This window comes from Micromonospora sp. NPDC023956 (assembly GCF_040639195.1).
In the GTDB taxonomy this organism is placed as follows: Bacteria; Actinomycetota; Actinomycetes; order Mycobacteriales; family Micromonosporaceae; genus Micromonospora.
Window position 1 is genome coordinate 238,208 of the sequence record NZ_JBEZZN010000008.1, and the last position, 16,305, is coordinate 254,512.

General features: G+C 73.7%; 16 protein-coding genes and 1 riboswitch. Of the genes, 9 read left to right on the top strand and 7 right to left on the bottom strand.

All coding sequences use genetic code 11. The annotated features are described in order from the left end of the window. Position 1 precedes the first annotated feature (1 nt). Complete coding sequence (locus tag AB0F58_RS17965; protein WP_357143671.1) at positions 2-901, top strand: carbohydrate ABC transporter permease; 900 nt, start codon at positions 2-4, stop codon at positions 899-901. Between the two features lie 48 nt (positions 902-949). Here the strand turns inward: AB0F58_RS17965 and AB0F58_RS17970 are convergent, their stop codons facing one another. Further along, positions 950-1,327, bottom strand: coding sequence for a VOC family protein (locus AB0F58_RS17970; protein ID WP_357143673.1), 378 nt, complete (start codon positions 1,325-1,327; stop codon positions 950-952). A 116-nt stretch (positions 1,328-1,443) separates the two neighbouring features. Continuing rightward, on the bottom strand, positions 1,444-2,025 hold the full coding sequence (locus AB0F58_RS17975; RefSeq protein ID WP_357143675.1) for a GNAT family N-acetyltransferase: 582 nt from the start codon (positions 2,023-2,025) through the stop codon (positions 1,444-1,446). A gap of 35 nt (positions 2,026-2,060) precedes the next feature. Between AB0F58_RS17975 and AB0F58_RS17980 the strand changes: the two genes are divergently transcribed. Next, complete coding sequence (locus AB0F58_RS17980) at positions 2,061-3,347, top strand: glycosyltransferase family 87 protein (RefSeq protein ID WP_357143677.1); 1,287 nt, start codon at positions 2,061-2,063, stop codon at positions 3,345-3,347. Here AB0F58_RS17980 and AB0F58_RS17985 read toward each other — a convergent pair. Then, a complete protein-coding gene (locus AB0F58_RS17985) occupies positions 3,243-3,797 on the bottom strand; it encodes a GNAT family N-acetyltransferase (protein ID WP_357143679.1) in 555 nt (184 codons plus the stop codon). The two genes, AB0F58_RS17980 and AB0F58_RS17985, sit on opposite strands and share 105 nt — an antisense overlap. A 115-nt stretch (positions 3,798-3,912) precedes the next feature. Here AB0F58_RS17985 and AB0F58_RS17990 point away from each other — a divergent pair, with 115 nt between their 5' ends. The 5 genes from AB0F58_RS17990 (at position 3,913) to AB0F58_RS18010 (ending at position 9,342) form a co-directional block, all read left to right on the top strand. Then, entirely contained in the window at positions 3,913-5,142 is a 1,230-nt protein-coding gene (locus tag AB0F58_RS17990) for a crosslink repair DNA glycosylase YcaQ family protein (protein WP_357143681.1), read from the top strand. A gap of 46 nt (positions 5,143-5,188) precedes the next feature. Continuing rightward, complete coding sequence (locus tag AB0F58_RS17995; protein ID WP_357143808.1) at positions 5,189-5,719, top strand: DUF2752 domain-containing protein; 531 nt, start codon at positions 5,189-5,191, stop codon at positions 5,717-5,719. Positions 5,720-5,829: 110 nt separating this feature from the next. Beyond that, the gene (gene thyX / locus AB0F58_RS18000) at positions 5,830-6,573 is read left to right on the top strand and encodes an FAD-dependent thymidylate synthase (RefSeq protein ID WP_357143810.1); all 744 of its coding nucleotides are present in this window, start codon (positions 5,830-5,832) and stop codon (positions 6,571-6,573) included. Between the two features lie 101 nt (positions 6,574-6,674). After that, positions 6,675-7,598: a 4-hydroxy-tetrahydrodipicolinate synthase gene (dapA, locus tag AB0F58_RS18005; RefSeq protein WP_357143683.1), complete on the top strand. Its 924-nt coding sequence runs from the start codon at positions 6,675-6,677 to the stop codon at positions 7,596-7,598. 55 nt (positions 7,599-7,653) lie between these two features. Beyond that, the gene (locus AB0F58_RS18010) at positions 7,654-9,342 is read left to right on the top strand and encodes a ribonuclease J (RefSeq protein ID WP_357143686.1); all 1,689 of its coding nucleotides are present in this window, start codon (positions 7,654-7,656) and stop codon (positions 9,340-9,342) included. 79 nt (positions 9,343-9,421) lie between these two features. Here AB0F58_RS18010 and AB0F58_RS18015 read toward each other — a convergent pair whose 3' ends face one another. Further along, the gene (locus tag AB0F58_RS18015; RefSeq protein ID WP_357143688.1) at positions 9,422-11,101 is read right to left on the bottom strand and encodes a YbjN domain-containing protein; all 1,680 of its coding nucleotides are present in this window, start codon (positions 11,099-11,101) and stop codon (positions 9,422-9,424) included. Then, positions 11,098-11,568 carry a YbjN domain-containing protein gene (locus AB0F58_RS18020; RefSeq protein ID WP_357143690.1) on the bottom strand — a complete coding sequence of 157 codons (471 nt, stop codon included), beginning with the start codon at positions 11,566-11,568 and terminating at the stop codon, positions 11,098-11,100. The genes AB0F58_RS18015 and AB0F58_RS18020 overlap by 4 nt, the downstream gene beginning before the upstream one ends. Before the next feature lie 124 nt (positions 11,569-11,692). Between AB0F58_RS18020 and AB0F58_RS18025 the strand changes: the two genes are divergently transcribed. Continuing rightward, positions 11,693-14,173, top strand: coding sequence for a DNA translocase FtsK 4TM domain-containing protein (locus tag AB0F58_RS18025; RefSeq protein ID WP_357143692.1), 2,481 nt, complete (start codon positions 11,693-11,695; stop codon positions 14,171-14,173). 126 nt (positions 14,174-14,299) lie between these two features. Here the strand turns inward: AB0F58_RS18025 and AB0F58_RS18030 are convergent, their stop codons facing one another. Beyond that, positions 14,300-14,542, bottom strand: a complete 243-nt coding sequence (locus AB0F58_RS18030; protein WP_357143694.1) for a hypothetical protein — start codon at positions 14,540-14,542, stop codon at positions 14,300-14,302. Between the two features lie 99 nt (positions 14,543-14,641). Beyond that, the gene (locus tag AB0F58_RS18035; RefSeq protein WP_357143696.1) at positions 14,642-14,956 is read right to left on the bottom strand and encodes an SMR family transporter; all 315 of its coding nucleotides are present in this window, start codon (positions 14,954-14,956) and stop codon (positions 14,642-14,644) included. A gap of 60 nt (positions 14,957-15,016) precedes the next feature. Further along, a riboswitch (guanidine-III (ykkC-III) riboswitch) is annotated at positions 15,017-15,084 on the bottom strand. Between the two features lie 107 nt (positions 15,085-15,191). Here AB0F58_RS18035 and AB0F58_RS18040 point away from each other — a divergent pair. Beyond that, on the top strand, positions 15,192-16,118 hold the full coding sequence (locus tag AB0F58_RS18040; RefSeq protein WP_357143698.1) for an ornithine cyclodeaminase family protein: 927 nt from the start codon (positions 15,192-15,194) through the stop codon (positions 16,116-16,118). The last annotated feature ends 187 nt before the right edge of the window (positions 16,119-16,305 follow it).

The window sequence follows — 16,305 nt, forward strand, 5'->3', positions numbered from 1 at the left end:
CATGGCCGTGGCGACCGGAGCGGCCGGCGCTCCGCCGACCTCCGCCGGCCCGGACCGCCGCCCCGGCGGCGCGCGCGGCCTGGCGACCACCTTCCTCGGGTACGCCATTCTGGTCTTCTTCGGGCTGGTGTTCCTCTACCCGTTCGTCATCCAGATCGCCACCTCGTTCAAGACCGAGCCGGACGCGGCGGCCGACCCGCTCTCCCCGGTGCCCGACCCGGTCGCCCTGGACGGGTTCACGCGGATCTTCGAGGGGACCGCCTTCCCGCTCTGGATGGGCAACTCGGTGCTGGTCACCGTCCTGGTCACCGCCGGTCGGGTGTTCTTCGACTCGCTCGCCGGGTACGCCCTGGCCCGGTTGCGGTTCCGGGGCCGGGCCGGGCTGTTCGCGGCGGTCGTCGCGGTCCTGGCGGTGCCCGGCGTGGTGCTGCTGATCCCGAAGTTCCTGGTGCTCAACCAGCTCGGCATGTACGACAGCTACGCCGCGCTGGTGGTGCCGCTGCTCGCCGACGCGGCCGGGGTCTTCATCATGAAGCAGTTCTTCGAGTCGATCCCGGTCAGCGTGGAGGAGGCCGCCCGGGTCGACGGGGCCGGCCCGTTCCGGATCTTCTGGTCGGTGGTGCTGCCGATGGCGAAACCGGCCCTGATCACGCTGACCATCCTCTCCTTCCAGGGCTCCTGGAACGAGTTCCCGCACAGCCTGGTCGCCGTGCAGGACCCGGACCTGTTCACCCTGCCCCGGGGGCTGGCCGACCTGGTCAGCGGCTCGCTCGGCGTGGGCACGCAGTACCCGCTCAAGCTGGGCGCGGCGCTGCTGGCCACCATCCCGGTGGCGGTCGTCTTCGTGATCTTCCAGCGTCACTTCGTCCGGGACGCCAACGACGGCGCGGACAAGGGCTGAGGTCCGGTGGTGGTTCCCGACCCCGGGTCCGGAACCACCACCGGACCACTACTGCTCGATGACGGACATGACGTTGCCGGCCGGGTCGGTGAACCAGGCGATGGTCGGCCCGTTGCCGCGCATGATCCCCCGGTCGTCCTGCGGCATCCCCGGGTAGCGGGCGAACCGCACGCCCTTCGCGGTCAGCTCCTCGACCGCCCGGTCGACGTCGGCGACCGGGAAGTTGAGCACCGTGAAGGTGGCCGGGGTGTGGTCCTCCTTGGGGTAGACCAGGACGTCCCGGTCCCCGGCGAGGTGCAGCGTCAGCAGCCCGCCCGCACCGCCGGTCTGTGACACCCGCAGGCCGAGGGTGTGCTCGTAGAACTCGCGGGCGCGGTCGGTGTCGTCGACCGAGAACCCGCTGAACGCCACCGTGTCCCTGAACATGTCGTCTCCGTTCCGCCGGGGTTCCGCCGCTCGTCCGGTCGAACGGCACCGTGGCCCGTCCGGCGTCGCACGTCCGGTGGGCACGTCCCGGCCGGCGTACCCGGCGCGGTGATCCGTCAATCCTGCGGGACCGGCTCCGTCGGCACCGCGACGTGCAGGCGTACCTGTGGCACGAGCATGTCGTCGACGTCCAGGGCGCGGGCCGCGCCGTCCGGCTCCCAGCCGGTGCCGGTGAGGAACTTCCGGGTCGCCGCGTCGCCGTCGAACGCCCAGGCGACCGCCCGGGTGAAGCCGTCGGTGCGCCAGAGGTCGACCGTCGCCGCGAGCAGCCGGCTGCCGTGCCCCCGTCGCCCCCAGCGCGGCTCGACCAGCAGGTCGGTGACGGCCGCGACCTCCGGGCCGAGCGACTCGGCGGGCTCCTCCGGAGCGAGGGCCTCCGCGTCGGCCGGACCGGACGCGGCGAAGCCCACCAGATACGATGCTTCGGCCTGCTCGACGGCGACCAGCACCCGGTGGGCGGCCGACGGCGGCTCCTGCACCGCGGCGGTCCACCGTCGGGCAAGGTACGCCTCGTCGAGGTTGTCCAGCACGTGCCGTGGCAGGATGCGCCGGTAGGCGACCCGCCAGGTCGCGAGCTGGATGCGTGCGATCTCGCCGGCGTCCTCGGGACGCGCCGGGCGGACGTACCCGAGAGCCATGGGACGCAAGCCTACGCAGGGCGAGGGAGGCGACGGTGCCCCAGGGTGCCAGACGGACGGTCGGGCAGGTCGGCTTCGTCGTCGTGCTCGCCGTGGCGGTGACGTGGTTCCTCTCCGTGGCAGCCGAGCGGCACGGCTTCTTCGACCTGGAGGTCTACCACGGGGCGCTGTCGTACTGGGTGCACGACGGCGGCGAGGTCTACGACTACCTCAAGCCGCGCAGCAAGTACGGCTTCACCTACCCGCCGTTCGCCGCCCTGGTCATGCTGCCGATGGCGTACGTGTCCTGGAACGGGGCGATCCTGGTCAGCGTGGCGTTGAGCGCGCTGGCCAGCACCGTGGTGATCTGGTGGCTGCTCGACCCGGTCGCGGTCCGGGCCGGCTGGACCCGCTGGTTCACCCTGGCGGTGGCGCTCTGCCTGGCCGCCGCCTTCGAACCGATGCGCGAGACGGTCAACTTCGGCCAGGTCAACATGCTGCTGCTCTTCCTGGTCGCGGTGGACCTGCTCTGGCTCGCCCCGCGTGGCAGCCGCTGGCTCGGGGTGGGGATCGGGCTGGCCACCGCGATCAAACTGACCCCCGGCATCTACCTGGTCTACCTGCTGGTCACCGGGCGCTGGCGGGCGGCGGTCACCGCCACCGCCGTCGCCGCCGGAGCCACCCTGCTGGCCGCCGGGCTCTTCCCGGACGCCTCCCGCGAGTACTGGACCCAGGCGTTCTGGAACACCGACCGGGTCGGCGAGCTGGCCTTCATCTCGAACCAGTCGTTGCAGGGCGTGGTCGCCCGGCTCGACCCCGGGCACCCGAGCACCCTGCTCTGGTTGCTGCTGGTCGCGGTCACCCTGCTGGTCTGGGCGCGCCGCTGCCGGGCGGCGGTGTCCGTCGGCGACGAGGCCACCGGGTTCGCCCTGACCGGCGTGGTGATGTGCCTGGTCAGCCCGGTGACCTGGGTGCACCACCTGGTCTGGCTGATCCCGGCGCTGATCCTGCTGGTCGACAACGCGATGGCCGCCCCGGCCGGTGGTCGCCGTCGGCGCGGGCTGCTCGCCTTCGCCGCCGTCGCGTACCTCGTGCTGATCAGCCGGCTGGTCTGGCACTGGGAGCGGGGGTTCGGCGGCGTGGACGGCTTCGTGTTCAGCAACTTCTACGTCTGGGTCAGCCTCGCGCTCCTGGTGGCCCTGCCGCTGCGCCGGGACGCGGCGGGCCCGGGGGCGGGCTCAGCCGCCGTCGACCCGGCCGACGTACCGCAGCTCGGCGAGAGCGAGCGGGGCGCGGCCACCGGACAGCGGTACCGGATAGGTCGACTCCTCGCCGTCCGGTGACAGCCCGGCCCGCAGGTAGAACCGGCGGGCCCGGGAGTTGTCGGCCAGCACCCAGACCCGGTACGTCGACCACCCCCGGTCGGTGAGCCCGGCCCGCGCCGCCGCCAGCAGCGCGACCGCCGTCCCGTCGCCCCAGCAGGGCGGGTCGACGTAGAGCCCCACCACCTCGCCGCAGGTCGGGTCCAGCTCCGCGCGGCTCTGGTTGATCCGGTACGGGCCGAAGGTGGCGAAGCCGGTCACCCGGCCGCCGGTCTCGGCGATGAGGGTGGTGAACGGGTTCTCCGGGTCGGCGGTGGCCATGTCCCGCCGCCGCTGCGCCCAGGCGGCGACGTTGAGCCGCCCGAGCACCTCCGCTGGCATGATCCCGGCGTAGCCGGCCTGCCAGCCCCGCACGTGTACCCGGGCGACCGCCTCGGCGTCGTCGGGTTCCTCGCGGCGGATGGTGAGCATGTGACCGTTCTATGCCGGAACGGCCCCCGGGTCCAGTGCTCTGCCGTGTCGTACCGCCGTGTCGTGTCCCCGGGGCGTATCACGGTGTCGTACCGCTCGGTTAGGGTGCCCGGCGATGGCCGCACCGGAATCGCTCTCCCTCGCCCAGGCCCGGCGGGTGGCGCTCGCCGCCCAGGGCTTCGCCGACCCGGCACCCACCGGCGTGCCCGCCCGACGGCACCTGCGCCGGGTGCTCGACCGGGTCGGGTTGATCCAGATGGACTCGGTCAACGTCCTGCAACGGGCGCACTACCTGCCCCTCTACAGCCGGCTCGGGCCGTACCCGACCCAGCTGCTCGACCGGGCCGCCTACCGCCCGCCCCGGGACCTCTTCGAGTACTGGGGGCACGAGGCGTCGCTGGTGCCGGTGTCCCTGCACCCGGCGCTGCGCTGGCGGATGGCCCTCGCCCGGGACAAGGCCTGGGGTGGCATGCGACGGGTGGTCCAGGAGCAGCCCGAGCTGGTCGCCTGGGTGCGTGCCGAGGTCGCCGCCCGAGGGCCGGTGACCGCCGCCGAGATCGAGTACGACGCACCCCGGGAGACCGGCAACTGGGGCTGGAACTGGTCGGTGGTGAAGCAGGCCCTGGAATACCTCTTCTGGGCCGGCGAGGTCACCGCCGCCGACCGGACGACCGCCTTCGCCCGCCGGTACGACCTGCCGGAGCGGGTGCTCCCCGCCGAGGTGCTGAACGCGCCGACGCCCTCCGACGCGGACGCGCACCGCACCCTGGTCGCGGTCGCGGCCCGCTGCCTGGGCGTGGCCGCCGAGCCGGAGCTGCGCGACTACTTCCGGCTGCCGGCCGCCGCCACCCGGCAGGCGGTCGCCGAGCTGGTCGAGGCGGGGGAGCTGACCCCGGTCACCGTGGAGGGCTGGCGGCAGCCGGCATACCTGCACGCGCCGGCCCGGCTGCCCCGGTGGATCCGGGCGAACACCCTGGTCAGCCCCTTCGACCCGGTGGTGTGGGAGCGGGCCCGCGCCGAGCGGCTGTTCGGCTTCACCTACCGCATCGAGATCTACGTGCCCGCACCGAAGCGGGTGTACGGCTACTACGTGCTGCCGTTCCTTCAGGGGGACCGGTTCACCGCCCGGGTCGACCTGAAGGCCGACCGGAAGGCGGGGGTGCTGCTGGTGCCGGCGGCCTGGGCCGAACCCGGCGTCGACGTCGGCGAGACCGCGCTCGCCCTCGCCGCCGAGCTGTACCGGCTGGCCGGCTGGCTCGGGCTCGACGCGGTCGCCCCGCCCGCCGCCGGGGACCTGGCCGGGCCGCTCGCCGCCGCGCTGGCCGGCACGGCCGGTGTACCGTGAGCACGTGACCAGCGTTGACGGCCCGGCCGCCCAGCCGGCCCCGCCGATTCCACCGGACGCCCCGCCACCCGGGCCGCACGGGCACCCGCACCCGCACTGGCCGGCGGGCGCGGTCGTCCAGGTCGCCGAGCCGGACCGGTTCACCCGCTTCGTGGTCCGCCTCTACGAGCGCGCGCCCCGCTGGGCGGTGCCGTTGGCCGCCCTCGGCTGCGTCGGCCTCGGCGTGGCGTACGCCATGATCAGCGACCCGACCCGGTCCGCGCCCGACGCATTGCCCACCTGCCTGCTGAAGCTCACCACCGGGCTGGACTGTCCGGGCTGTGGCGGCACCCGGGCCCTCTGGTACGTGCTCCACGCCGACCTGCCGGCCGCCGCCCGGCACCACTTCCTCTTCGTCTTCGCGCTGCCCTTCCTGGCCTACCTCTTCGTCGCCTGGGGGACGAAGCAGGCCTTCGGCTGGCGGCTGCCGGAGCTGCGGATCAGCCCGAAGATGATCGGTGGCTTCCTGGTCGCCTGGCTGGTCTTCTCGGTGGCGCGGAACCTCCCCTGGGCCCCCTTCACCTCGCTCTACGTCTGAACCACGGCCGGCCCGTCCTGCGGCGGCCGGCGGTGAATCCGCAGGTGGCAGCCGGTGGGCCGGCGTCAGCCGGTGGGAACGCCCCGGCTACAGTCCGAGGAATGCCGGAGATGGTGCAACCTGGAGTCAAGCTCGTCGCGTGGACCCACTTCGAGGCGCCCGACGACGTGCCGTGGTCGACCGACGCCGACGGCGGTCAGGCCCTCGCCGAGTTCGCCGGTCGGGCCTGCTACCAGAGCTGGCGCAAGCCGAACCCGGCCACCGCCACCAACGCCGGCTACCTGGCGCACATCCTCGAGGTCGGCCACCTGTCGGTGCTCGAGCACGGCTCGGTCACCTTCTACTTCACCGGCGTCTCGCGCTCCTTCACCCACGAGCTGATCCGGCACCGGCACCTCTCGTACTCCCAGCTCTCCCAGCGGTACGTGCCGGAGCGGGACGCGGCGATGGTCGAGCCACGGGTGATCGCCGAGGACCCGGAACTGCACAAGCGCTTCGTGGAGGCGACCGAGGCGAGCGTGCGGGCGTACACCGAGCTGCTGGAGGGCCTCGAACAGCGGTTCGTCGACGAGCCCAACCCGACGCTGCGCCGCAAGCAGGCGCGGCAGGCGGCCCGCGCGGTGCTGCCGAACGCCACCGAGACCCGGATCGTGGTGACCGGCAACTACCGGGCGTGGCGGCACTTCGTCGCGATGCGGGCCACCGAACACGCCGACGTCGAGATCCGCGAGCTGGCCGTGGAGTGCCTGCGGCAGCTCCAGCGGGTCGCGCCGAACGTCTTCGGTGACTTCGTCGTCTCCACCCTGCCCGACGGCACCGAGGTCGCCACCAGCCCGTACGCCGAGCGCTCCTGAATCGGTACGCGTAGCGACCTCCGCCGTGCGGGGTCCGTCCACCGGGCGCCGCTGAGCCCTTCCCCGCCGGGGGCGTCCGGGTCGGTTGCTAGGTTGTCACCATGAACCACGACCACCCTGACGCCGCCGAGCGGGCGTTGTCGCGTCCCTTCGGGCGACTGCTCACCGCCATGGTGACCCCGTTCACCTCCGACGGCGCGCTCGACCTCGACGGCGCCGCCCGGCTCGCGACCCACCTGGTCGACGCCGAGGGCAACGACGCGCTGGTGGTCAACGGCACCACCGGCGAGTCGCCGACCACCACCGACGCCGAGAAGGAACGCCTGATCCGGGCCGTGGCCGAGGCGGTCGGGGACCGGGCCCAGGTGGTCGCCGGGGTCGGCACGAACGACACCCGGCACACCGTCGAGCTGGCCGCGGCGGCGGAGAAGGCCGGGGCCAGCGGGCTGCTGGTGGTGACCCCGTACTACAACAAGCCGCCCCAGACCGGCGTGCTGCGGCACTTCACCGCGGTGGCCGACGCCAGCGGGCTGCCGGTGATGCTCTACGACATCCCGCACCGGGCCGGGGTGGCCATCGACACCGAGACCCTGGTGCGCCTCGCCGAGCACGGGCGGATCGTGGCGGTCAAGGACGCCAAGGGCGACCTGACCGCCACGAGCTGGGTGACCAGCCGCTGCGACCTGGCGGTCTACAGCGGTGACGACGCGATGACCCTGCCGACGCTGGCCGTCGGCGGGGTCGGCCTGGTCGGCACCTCCACCCACTTCACGGGTGCGCTGGCCAAGCAGATGATCGAGCGGTACGACGCGGGCGACACCGCCACCGCGCTGGCGCTGCACCGGCGGCTGCTGCCGCTGTTCACCGGGATCTTCCGCACCCAGGGCACGATCCTGGTGAAGGCGGGCCTGGCGGCGTCGGGGCTGCCGGCCGGCCCGGTCCGGTCGCCGCTGGTGGAGGCGACCGCCGACGAGATCGCCCAGCTCCGCGCCGACTGCACGGCAGCGGGCCTGGACCTACCCTGATGACAACACGACACGGCGGGCGCCGGGTGCCGGCCCCGCAGAATGAGGTGGCCGCGTGACCGAGGCGCACATCGAAGCGAGCCTTCCCCCGCCGCTTCCGGAGGGTGGTCTGCGGATCATCCCGCTCGGCGGGCTCGGCGCCATCGGGCGGAACATGACCGTCTTCGAATACGACGGCAAGCTGCTCATCGTCGACTGCGGTGTGCTCTTCCCCGACGTGGAGCAGCCCGGGGTCGACCTGATCCTCCCCGACTTCGCCCCCATCCTGGACCGGCTGGCCGACGTCCAGGCGATCGTGCTCACCCACGGGCACGAGGACCACATCGGCGCGGTGCCGTACCTGCTCGCGCACAAGCCGGACATCCCGCTGGTGGGCTCGCAGTTCACCCTCAGCCTGGTCGAGGCGAAGCTCGCCGAGCGGCGGATCGAGCCGTACACCCTGACCGTGCGGGAGGGTGGCCGGGAGCGCCTCGGCCCCTTCGAGTGCGAGTTCTTCGCGGTGAACCACTCGATCCCGGACGCGCTCGCGGTGGCCATCCGCACCCCGGCGGGACTGGTCCTGCACACCGGTGACTTCAAGATGGACCAGCTCCCGCTGGACGGACGGATCACCGACCTGGCCGGCTTCGCCCGGCTCGGCGCGGAGGGGGTGGACCTGCTCCTCTCCGACTCCACCAACGCGGAGATCCCCGGTTTCGTCACGCCGGAGCGGGAGATCGGCCCGGTCCTCGACTCGATCTTCGCCAAGGCGAAGGGCCGGATCATCGTGGCCTCGTTCGCCTCGCACGTGCACCGGGTGCAGCAGGTGCTCGACTCGGCCGCCGAGCACGACCGCAAGGTCGCCCTGATCGGCCGGTCCATGGTCCGCAACATGGGCATCGCGCGCGATCTCGGCCTGCTCAACATCCCGCCCGGTCTGGTGGTCGGCCTGGACGAGGCGACCGCCCTGCCCCCGGAGCGGATCGTGCTCATGTCCACCGGCTCGCAGGGCGAACCGATGAGCGCGCTCGGCCGGATGGCCAGCGGCGACCACCGGCACATCACCATCGCCCCCGGTGACACCGTCGTCCTGGCCAGCTCCCTGGTCCCCGGCAACGAGACGTCGGTCTACCGGGTGATCAACCGCCTCGCCCGGGCCGGCGCGGTCGTGGTGCACAAGGACGTCGCCAAGGTGCACGTCTCCGGTCACGCACCCGCCGGGGAACTGCTCTACCTGCTCAACGTGGTCCGGCCCAGCAACCTGATGCCGGTGCACGGCGAGTGGCGGCACCTGCGGGCGCACGCCCGACTGGGCATCGAGTCCGGCGTCGACCCGGACCGGGTGGTGCTCTGCGAGGACGGCGACGTGGTCGACCTGGTCGACGGCCGGGCCAGCCTGGTCGGGCACGTGACCAGCCGCTACGTCTACGTCGACGGGCTGGCCGTCGGGGACGTCAGCGAGTCGTTGCTGACCGAGCGGCGGATCCTCGGCGACGGTGGCTTCATCGCCTGCACCGTGGTGGTCGACTCGGTCACCGGCAAGGTGGTCGGCGGGCCGACCGTCTCTGCCAAGGGCTTCTCCGAGGACCCGGCGGCGTTCAACCCGGTCGTGCCGCTGATCACCGAGGTGCTCAACCGGGCCGCCACCGACGGGATCACCGACCCGCACCAGCTCCAGCAGATCGTCCGGCGGACGGTCGGTCGGTGGGTCAACGACGCGTACCGGCGTCGGCCGATGATCGTCCCGACCGTGGTCGAGGTCTGACCACCCGGGTGGTCCGGCGGCCCGCCGGACCACCCGGGCAGCCGGGTTCCGACGTCAGCGTGTCTCCGGCCCCCACGGATCAGGGCAGGGCAGCCACCGCGTCGGCGTACGCGGTCCCGGTGCTGACCGCCGCCTCGACCAGCACCTCCACCTGTACCGGGGCCACCCCGTACGCCAGATCCGTGGTGACGTCCCCGGCGAGCACCAGCTCACCGTCGGCCACCTCGTGCACGTACGCCTTGGGCAGCAGCCGGTCACGGTTCCAGGCGTTGACGAACTCGTACGCCTCGGCCCGCCGGTCGACCGGCAGCCGACGGGTGGCGACCACCCGGGCGTGCAGGATCTCGGCCCGGGTGCCGGCCCGCTCGAACCGGATCACCGCCTCGCCCCAGCGGCCGACCACGGTGCCGCCCGGCTCCACGGCACACCGGTCGCCCCGGCGCTCCACCGCAGAAACGATCATGGCGACGGTGAGCGGGGCGGGCTCGTCCGGCGGGCCGCCGCCGTCCGGATCCCCGTCCGCCGGGGGCGACCCGCTGCCGGCGTCGACCGCGGGGTCGTCGGTCACCGGCCCGTCGGTCACCGGCTCGTCCGGCAGCGGGGGAGGCGCGGTGGTCAGCGGCCGTTCGGCCAGCCGGGCGGCGATCCGACCGGACTGGTGCCCGGTGCCGTTGCGGGCGTCGAACCGGCCGGAGAGGTCGGTCGCGGCGGCGAGGAGTTCCGCCCCGAGCACCGCCAGGCTCGGCCCACCGTTCGCCGGGGGCACCTGGAGCAGCCCGAACGCCTCGGCCAGCCGGTTCGCGTGGTCCAGGCCGAGCGTCCGCCCCGGCGTCGGGACGGCCGGATCGACCGGTCCGGCCGGATGGCCCAGACCCGCCTCGGCGGCCAGCCGGCAGAGCAGGGCGCCCGCGGCGGTGAACTCCATCGCGGACCGCTCGTCCACCGGCCGGGCCAGCCGGGGCAGCTGCGCGACGAGGATCTCCAGCCCGCGCTCCGGGTGCCCGCCGAGCGCGCAGAACAGCAGGTGCGCCGGAAGGTGCCCGAAGGCCGTCCACTCCCGCCGGTGCCGGCGGTACGCGTGCACGTGCGCCCGCCCCGCGTCGTCGTGCCGCCCCAGCCGCAGGTACGGCAGGAGCAGGGCGGCCAGGGCGGCCTCCGGCTGCTCGGTGCAGTCGCCGGGATCGGTGGTCAGCGGTTCCAGCATCCGTACCGCCTCGGCCCATTCGCCCCATCCGGTCAGCAGCTCGGCCTGGCGTACCGCCGCGCAGGCCGCGCAGCCGTGACCCGGACCGGCGGCCCGCCACCGGGCGAACCACGCTCGGGCGGCCGGTTCGTCCCCCAGATGGTCGGCGAGCCGACAGCGCAGCTCGGCCACCGCGCCGGGCTCCGCCCCGGAGAGCCGACGGTCGAGGTCGTCCAGCAGGACGCGGGCCTGGTCCAGCCCGACCCGGGGGCTGCCCGGCAGCGCCTCCACGGCGGCGCGTTCGCCGCGCAGCAGTGCCGCGACGTCCTCGGCGTCGAAGAGGGCGGGGTGCTCGTCCACGGCGGCGAGACAGCGGTGCAGGGGTTCGAGCAACCGCCACCGTTCCCCCCGGTGGTGGTGCGTCTCGATCAGCGCGAGCCGGGCGTCGACGCCGAGCCGGACGTCCCCGGCGGCGTCCGCGTGGGCGGCGATCCGTTCCAGCTCGGCGAGTCTGCCCTCCCCGTCGGGCAGGTCCCGCGCCGCGTCGAGCGTGTCGCGCCAGGTGCCGCCGCTCACGCCCGGACCCCGTCGGTCAGTTCGGCCACGGCGGCGGCCAGCCGGCAGCCGGCGGAGATGCCCCGGTCGAGAAGCTGGTCGAGCTGGTGCGGGGTGACCCCCCGTTCCAGGTCGGTGATGACCTCGCCGCAGACCCTGGCCCGCCCGTCGTCGTCGACCTCGACGAACGCCTTCGGCCAGTACCGCCCCTGGTTCCAGTCGTTGCAGAAGACCCGCAGCGCCGGCACGTGCTCGATTCCGAACAGCGGCGCGGTGACCGTCCGTACCTGGAGCACCTCTCCGGCCCCGCCGAGCCGGCGGAACCAGACCAGACTCGCTCCCCAGCGGCCGACCAGGTTCCCGTCGGCGTCCGGACGGCAGGTGTACCCCCGGGTGGCCAGCACCGCCGCCACCAGGTCCCCGGTCAGCGGACGCAGGGTGTGCGGGTGTCCGCCCAACGGACCGTCCTCGAACTCCGGCGGCACCATCGGCGGCACCCCTCCCTGAGGTTCCTGAGGCGAATATCACGACCGAGTGCCGAAAGTGCGCTGCGACGCACGGACACGACGGTAAAAGCGGCGAATCTCCGGGCCGCGCCGTTACCGTGACTCTATGGCGGGCCGTACCTCTCAGGCGAGCCGGCGACGCGGCGCGTCGCCGCGCGGTACCACGAACAGCCGTGCCCGCCAGCCGACCAAGAAGACCCGTGCCCCCGCCCGGAGCCGCCGCACGGCGGCCCGGCCCGCGCCGGGCGCCTACCTGGGACGTGCGATCACCAGTGCCTGGATGGGGCTGGCGCACGGTGTCGGGTGGACCGTCCGGGCTGCGGGCCGGCAGGCCGCCACCGCCCGCGAGGTGGGCCCGGAGCACCGGCGCGACGGCGCCGGCCTGCTCCTGTTCGGGCTCGCGATCCTCAGCGCGGTGGCGATCTGGTTCTCCGGGGCGGGGCCGGTCGGAGCCCGGCTGGCGGACAGCGTCCGACTCTTCCTCGGCGCGATCTCCGTCGTGGTGCCCGTACTGCTGACCATCGGTGCCTGGCGGATGATGCGGGAACCCGCCGACCCGGCCCATCGGGGCCGTGGGCTGGTCGGCTGGGGATCCATGATCATCGCCACCGCCGCGATGCTGCACATCGGACAGGACCCGGTCGACCAGGTCCAGCGGGACTACGCGGGCGGCCTGGTCGGCCTGGGCGTGGGTGGGCTGCTGGAACGGGCGATCACCGCCTGGGTGGCCGTGCCGCTGCTCATCCTGCTGCTGGTCTTCGGCCTGCTGGTGGTGACCGCGACCCCGATCAACAAGGTCCCCGAGCGACTCGGCCTGCTCACCGGTGGGGTGCTCGGCGTACCGCCGGCCCCGGCCGTGGAGGAGGTCGAGGTGGTGGAGGTGGTCGAGAAGCCCGCCCGCCGCCGCCCGACCCGCCGGCCCGCGCCGGCCCCCGAGCCGGTCGACCCGGCCGAGGTCGACGACGCCTACGCCGACGACGTCGACCTCCAGGAGACCCTGGTGCTGCCGCGCAAGCCGCCGGCCCGGGTGCCCGCCGCCCGCCGCCGGTCCGAGCCGCCGGAGCACTCGACGCCGCCGACCCGGGCCGAACAGCTCGCGCTCACCGGCCTGGCGGGCGACTACACCCTGCCCCCGGCCAACCTGCTCAACGCCGGGGCCGCGCCGAAGACCCGCAGCAAGGCCAACGACGAGGTGATCGCCGCCCTCACCGGGGTCTTCGACCAGTTCGGGGTGGACGCCGAGGTCACCGGCTTCACCCGGGGCCCGACGGTCACCCGGTACGAGGTCGAGCTGGGCCCCGGCGTCAAGGTCGAACGGATCACCCAGCTCTCCCGCAACATCGCCTACGCGGTCAAGTCCCCGGACGTCCGGATCCTCAGCCCGATCCCCGGCAAGAGCGCCGTCGGCGTGGAGATCCCGAACACCGACCCGGAGAACGTGTCCCTCGGTGACGTGCTGCGGTCCCGGACGGCGACCAGCGACCTCCATCCGATGATGGTCGCCCTCGGCAAGGACATCGAGGGCGGCTACGTGGTGGCCAACCTGGCGAAGATGCCGCACATCCTGATCGCGGGCGCCACCGGTGCCGGGAAGTCGAGCTGCCTCAACTCACTGCTGGTGTCCATCCTGACCAGAGCGACCCCCGACGAGGTCCGGCTGCTGCTGATCGACCCGAAGCGGGTCGAGATGACCGGGTACGAGGGCATCCCGCACCTGGTCACGCCGATCGTGACCAACGCGAAGAAGGCCGCCGACTCGCTGGAGTGGGTGGTCCGCGAGATGGACATGCGCTACGACGACCTCGCCGCCAACGGGGTCCGGCACATCGACGACTTCAACCGCAAGGTCCGCAACGGCGAGATCACCGCCCCGCCCGGCAGCGAGCGGGAGATGAAGCCGTACCCGTACCTGCTGGTGATCGTCGACGAGCTGGCCGACCTGATGATGGTGGCGCCGCGCGACGTGGAGGACTCGGTCGTCCGGATCACCCAGCTCGCCCGAGCCGCCGGCATCCACCTGGTGCTGGCCACCCAGCGTCCCTCGGTCGACGTGGTCACCGGTCTGATCAAGGCGAACGTGCCGTCCCGGCTGGCCTTCGCCACCTCGTCGCTGGCCGACTCGCGGGTCATCCTCGACCAGCCGGGCGCGGAGAAGCTGCTCGGCCGGGGCGACGGCCTCTTCCTGCCGATGGGCGCGTCGAAGCCGATCCGGATCCAGGGCGCCTGGGTCACGGAGCAGGAGATCGCCGACGTGGTCAAGTTCTGCAAGGACCAGCGCGAGCCGGAGTTCCGGCCGGACGTGCTCGCCCCGGCGCAGGACAACAGGAAGAAGGTCGACGAGGAGATCGGCGACGACCTCGACCTGCTGGTCCAGGCGATCGAGCTGGTGGTCACCTCGCAGTTCGGGTCCACCTCGATGCTCCAGCGCAAACTGCGGGTCGGGTTCGCCAAGGCGGGCCGGCTGATGGACCTGATGGAGACCCGGGGCATCGTGGGCCCCTCCGAGGGCTCCAAGGCCCGCGACGTGCTGGTCAAGCCGGACGAACTGGAGGAGGCCCTCGCCGCCCTCCAGACCGCCGACAACTGACCCGCCCCCGGTCGCCGTCCCCTGCCGGCTGCGGGTGGCCGGGGTGGGTGGCTCCCGGTTCGGCACATGCGAGGGCCCGCCGGAAACCGGCGGGCCCGTGGGTGTGTTCGGTCGGCGGGACGACGCTCAGTTGAGCAGGGCGGCCACGAGCAGGGCGCCGACGAGCGCCCCGACCACGCTCGCGATGGCGGCGTACCAGCCGAGCGGCTTGTCGCCGAGCACCGCGCCGACGATGCCGAGCACCAGGCCCGCCACCCCGAACAGCAGCGGGGAGAGGAAGACCGCGAGCACGGCGAAGATGAAGGCCAGGATCGTGCAGATCCGGGCGGCGTTGCTGCGCGGGCGGGCGGTGCTGTGCATGTTCGCCATGTCGTCCTCCGGGTACGAGAGCTCTGCTGTCGACCCGTCTCTACCCACCCCGCCCGCCCGTTACGCGTGGCTTCCGCGCCGGCCGGCCGCCGGGTGGGCCTAGTGGAAGACCTTCAGCCCCACCACTCCCGCCACCACCAGGAACAGGCAGGCCAGCCGGGGGAGACTGGCCGACTCGCCGAGGGCCAGGATGCCGACGGCGGCGGTGCCCACCGCCCCGATGCCCACCCAGACGGCGTACCCGGTGCCGACCGGGATCTCCCGGAGTGCGTACGCGAGCCCCGCCATGCTGAGCACCAGCGTGACCGCGAAGACCGCGGTGGGGGCGGGGCGGCTGAAGCCGGCGCTCCGGTCGAGGGCGATCGCCCATGCCGTCTCCAGGATTCCGGACACCACCAGTACGAGCCAGGCCATCACGCCACCCCTGTCACAGGCGCCCGGGACCGGCCCGGACGAGTCGAGGACCACCACTGTCCGGGGGCGTCTTCGCGTTACCGGGTACGCCCACCACTCGTCCGGGACACCCGGCTCGCCGGGGTCGAGGTCGACCGTAGCACCGGCTGGCGGGGGTCGGACCGGCGCCGCCGGGGGTGGGCGATTCGTCCCCGGGGTTGACCTGAAGGTGCCTTCATGTTCGAGGATTGTCGGTATGACGTTGCTCTTCACCGACCGGGAGGTGGCCGCCGTCCTCGATGCGCCCGGCACGGTCGACGCCATGCGGGCCGCCCTGCTGGCCGCGCACGAGGGACGGTTGGTCGCCCCGCCCCGGGCGTCCGCCCCGCTGGGCGGGGGCCGGATGGTGCTCACCGCCGGCCACCTCACCGGCGAGTGGTACGGCTTCCGCTCCTACGACACCTTCGGCCACCCCGAGGCGGAGCAGCTGGTGGTCCTGCACGACGGGCGCAGCGGCGCGGTCCGGGCGGTCGCCGTCGGGGCGGAGCTGGGGTCCCGGCGGACCGGGGGACTGGGCGGGGTGGCGGTGGACGCGCTGGCCCGGCCGGACGCCTCCACCCTCGGCGTGATCGGGGCGGGCGGGCAGGCGTGGACCCAGGTCTGGGCCTCCGCCGCGGTGCGTCCGCTGCGGGAGGTGACGGTGTACTGCCGTACCCCGGCCGACCGGGCACGGTTCGCCGCCCGGGTCCGGGCCGAGCTGGGTGTGCCGGCCCGCCCGGTGTCCACCGCCGCCGAGGCGGTGCGGGACCGCGACGTCGTGGTGCTCGCCACCACCAGTCCGACACCGGTGCTCGACGTCCGGGATCTCGCGCCGGGCACCCACGTCAACACCGTCGGGTTCAAGCAGCACGGGCGCGCCGAGTTCGGCACCGACCTGCTGGACGCCGCCGACGTGCTGGTCACCGACTCGACCGCCCAGGCCGGCGCGTACGACCCGCCGATGCTCGCCGCCCGGCCGCCGTACGCCGCCCGGCTGGCCGAGCTGGGCGCGGTGCTGGCCGGCGCGGCGGGCGGTCGGCTCGACCGGGACGACGTCACCGTCTTCTGTTCGGTGGGCCTGAGCGGCACCGAGGTCTTCCTCCTGGACCGGCTCGTCCGGCTCGCCGCCCCGGTGGTGGCGTGACCGGTGGCTGACCTCGGGTCCGGCCCGTGGTGCGGTGACCCGGTGCCGGGTCGGTGGCGGCCGGTGGGGGCGACGACCGGCCGGGCCGGGGCGGGCGGCGCGGCGTCGGGTCGGGCCCGTCGCGGCACCGGGCGTCAACGGGCCATCCCGCCCGGCCCGGTACCCTCGGGTGGTGTCTGCCACCTCC